Source organism: Gammaproteobacteria bacterium, assembly GCA_029862005.1.
Classification (GTDB): domain Bacteria; phylum Pseudomonadota; class Gammaproteobacteria.
Window position 1 is genome coordinate 1 of sequence record JAOTYD010000088.1, and the last position, 3,504, is coordinate 3,504.

Sequence of the window (3,504 nt, forward strand, 5' to 3'; positions counted from 1 at the left end):
CCTCCAGTAATCGCGAAGCCGTCGCGCTATTGCAGTTCCCGGAGCAATCAGCCTATATCAAAGTGGGGAAGTTCTTTCTGCCGCATGGATGGCGCCTCGAGGACGACACGGAATTCGTGCGTCAGGCGACCGGCCTCAATATGGAGAATCCAGACAACGGTATCGAGTCTGGCATCGTCGTGGGACCGGCAAACCTGCGCTTTGCGATTACCAACGGCACCGCGGGGGGTGGCGAAGTAGATACTGGTAAGCAATTCAGCCTGCACAGTACTTTCATTTACAGCGGATGGCAGATTGGCGCCAGTGCGAATTTCAATGATGCGGAAGACGCCGAACGAACTGTATGGGGAGTATTCGGCGGGGTAAAGACCGGTCCGGTAAGCTGGTTAGGAGAAATCGATCATATCGACGATGACGCGCTAGGGCCGACAGGTCGCAAACAATGGGCAGCCTTCGTCGAGGCGAACTGGTGGATTCAACAGGGACACAATCTCAAAATAAGCTACGGGTACTTTGATCCCGACGATGACCTCGACGAGGACGAGCGCAATCGATACAGCGTGGTGTACGAGTACTTCCCAATTGTCGCCACTCAACTGCGGACCGGCGTCCGCTTTAACGACGGCATACCACAAAACGACACCCAGAACGCTGACCTGTTTTTTGTTCAGTTGAATGGATATTTTTGACAGCTGCGACCCAAATTCGCAATCGTAAGGTAACGAAGATGCCAGGTTGCTTTTATCTTAAATTCTGTAAAGTTACGCGGCAATAATATGAAAAACGAGTTATTGGAGAGCTTCTCATGTTTAACAAGCTATCCCTTATGGTGTTGGCATTAGATGTTTTTAGCCTTTAAAGAAAAGCGTTTTGCGAAACGTGTTATCAAGCGCCTGCTGGAAGCGTATTCAACAGTGAGTGCCAAGAATCCTGACTTGTACGATAAGGCGCTTTACAGGGAAGTTCTCTTGCACACCCAACAAGTCGATTTGTCACGTGTAGACCAGATGTTACAGCAGGCAGAGGACAGTATTGATCAATGGACCGCCAGCGGAAGGGATGGACTGGGATTTCGGGAGATCGCCCATTTCTTCGTACTGACCCAATATCAGGCAACCGGTCATAAAGGAACCGTGGTTTCTTTTGAACAAATCGTTAACTTGCTGATTCCGGCAGAACTGTAAACTGATTTGAAGGATACAGATATCTGAATTTAGCCGTAATCGGAAGTTTGTTATCGTCAAGCAAATGTACGCTATTGGAGGAAGGGCTCTTGCTAACCAGTTTCTACATTAAATACCTGAATTATGTACAGTATCAAGAAAATCGAATGGTCTACTGAACGATTATCGGTATACCATCTAGTCCCCTGCCAGAGCCAGTAACCCTGACCTGGTAGAGGAGAAGGCATATTTTAATCCTCGCGATGTAAACCTCGATCGCCGATCTAGGTTGCGTATCCGGCCTGATTAAACGTTGTCTCGAATCGGTCCCAACAATTTATTTGCAAAATGGAGATTAAGATCATGAATAAAAAAATTAATGTGCTGGCATTTGTCGTAACGACATTATTTATTTCTTTTATAGCGCATGCCGAAGACAGGCCAATGGGTTTTTTCGTAACCAGTGTTGGCATGGGGAATGGTGCTGATTTGGGCGGACTAAAAGGTGCGGATGCACACTGTCAGAAACTGGCTGCTGCAGTGGGTGCGGGAGATCGCGACTGGAAAGCTTACCTGAGCACCGAGGAACCGAAAAAGCGTGGCGTCTTCGCAAGAAACCGCATCGGCAATGGCCCCTGGTACAATGCGCGCGGCATTTTGATAGCAACCAACCCGACTGACCTGCATCTTTACAATAAAACCATCACCCTGGAAACTGCACTCGACGAGTCCGGTAATCGCATAAAGGGTCGCTACGATAAACCCAATGAGCACGACATCCTGACTGGGTCCCAGGACGACGGTACCGCTTACTTTCCTGATGATAAGGATCACACCTGCAGCAACTGGACTAGCAGTGGCGAAGGCAGTGCACAGGTTGGCCATCATGACCGACATGGGGGTGGCAATCCGTCCTGGAGCTCCGCCCATGCATCGCGCGGTTGTAGCCAGGAGGCATTGACGAAAACAGGTGGTGCTGGAAAGTTCTATTGCTTTGCAGCTGATTAGATAATCAATCGAATAATCGGGAATGCGGCGACCACCAGGCAGGAACCGATTAAGTGTTACATGATGATTCCGTTTGCGGGGGCGGGCGACCCTCCCTGTTGTTTAGCCTCTTGTTTTGTTTGGCGTTAACTGTAATGGGTACTACACATGCGAATGAATCGACTGCCTCGTTAGCGGCTCTATTTCTGGCCGCGGCTGCGAAAGATGATTCGGTTGCGGTTCAAAAGATGCTGGCACAGGGGATTGATATCGAAACTCGTGACGCAAATGGTCGCAGCGCTTTGTTACTCGCCACCCATCACAATGCGATCGAGGTTGCGCGCGTCCTGATCGACGCAGGTGCCAATGTAAACGCGATGGATAATATTACCGATTCGCCTTATCTCTACGCGGGTGCCGAAGGCCGACTTGAAATTCTGCGAATGACACTCGCCCACGGTGCGGATCTCTCCAGTGTCAATCGATACGGCGGTACCGCTTTGATCCCGGCAGCCCATCACGGTCACGTTGAAACCGTGCGTGAGTTGCTCAAAACCGAAATAGACATCGATTATATAAACTATCTGGGTTGGACGGCCCTGCTGGAGGCCATCATTCTTGGCGATGGCGGGCCGACTTACATCGAGATCGTACGATTACTGATCGAGGCTGGTGCCGATACAAATATATCGGATAAGAACAACATTACTCCATTAGCCCATGCAACAACCCGTAACTATTCGGAGATCGCCAATTTGCTGCGAACAGCGAGTGAAAAGAAGCAAGACTAAATATGATCTAAAAGGGTAGGTTTTTTTATAGATGCCAGTGTCCGTTTCGGGTCGTTTTTTGCCGCGGAGAAATAAAATCTGAGCGGCTGTTTTCTCCAAAGGAGCCGCTCAAAATACCCTGGTAGGCGGCAATCTTCGGCCAGAAGTGGACTTCCAGTCCTGATAGATGTAACCAAATCCGCCACCGGTTGCCGTCATACTGCCATTCGAAAACCACATCGGCACCGAATCCGAAGTCTGTGGCACGAGAACTGTCATAGTACAATTAATTCCTAGTCTGTCACATAATAGTCCCCAGAGCCGGCAAGAGTTAACGGTCACCAGATTGAATATTTCGAACAACTATAATCTGAACAGAACACGACTGGCCTGGTATGGCTTAACCGTGTTCCTGAGTTCAGCGATACTTCTTGTTCTTGAAATTACTGCTGGTAGACTAATCGCCCCCTATGTAGGGGTTACCATTTATAGCTGGACTTCAATTATCGGCGTTATTCTAGCCGGTCTTTCGCTGGGTAACTGGCTAGGAGGTCGCTGGGCAGACCGCGGTGCCGATGAGCGCA

General features: G+C 49.5%; 5 protein-coding genes. All 5 read left to right on the forward strand.

Annotation, left to right across the window (positions count from 1 at the left end; translation table 11 throughout):
- The coding region (locus tag OES20_18995) for a hypothetical protein (GenBank protein MDH3636780.1) at positions 1–689 on the forward strand (689 nt) is incomplete at its 5' end.
- A gap of 153 nt (positions 690–842) precedes the next feature.
- Complete coding sequence (locus OES20_19000) at positions 843–1,184, forward strand: hypothetical protein (protein ID MDH3636781.1); 342 nt, start codon at positions 843–845, stop codon at positions 1,182–1,184.
- Between the two features lie 342 nt (positions 1,185–1,526).
- Positions 1,527–2,171, forward strand: coding sequence for a hypothetical protein (locus tag OES20_19005; GenBank protein MDH3636782.1), 645 nt, complete (start codon positions 1,527–1,529; stop codon positions 2,169–2,171).
- A gap of 134 nt (positions 2,172–2,305) precedes the next feature.
- Positions 2,306–2,941 carry an ankyrin repeat domain-containing protein gene (locus tag OES20_19010; GenBank protein ID MDH3636783.1) on the forward strand — a complete coding sequence of 212 codons (636 nt, stop codon included), beginning with the start codon at positions 2,306–2,308 and terminating at the stop codon, positions 2,939–2,941.
- Between the two features lie 325 nt (positions 2,942–3,266).
- Positions 3,267–3,504, forward strand: a 238-nt coding sequence (locus OES20_19015) for a fused MFS/spermidine synthase (GenBank protein MDH3636784.1), incomplete at its 3' end; no start/stop codon positions are given.

What these genes read in the sequence shown, in the direction of transcription:
- OES20_19010 (MDH3636783.1), top strand. Translation starts at nt 2,306, where the DNA reads ATGGGTACTACACATGCGAATGAATCGACTGCCTCGTTAGCGGCTCTA.
- OES20_19000 (MDH3636781.1), top strand. Translation starts at nt 843, where the DNA reads ATGTTTTTAGCCTTTAAAGAAAAGCGTTTTGCGAAACGTGTTATCAAG.
- OES20_19005 (MDH3636782.1), top strand. Translation starts at nt 1,527, where the DNA reads ATGAATAAAAAAATTAATGTGCTGGCATTTGTCGTAACGACATTATTT.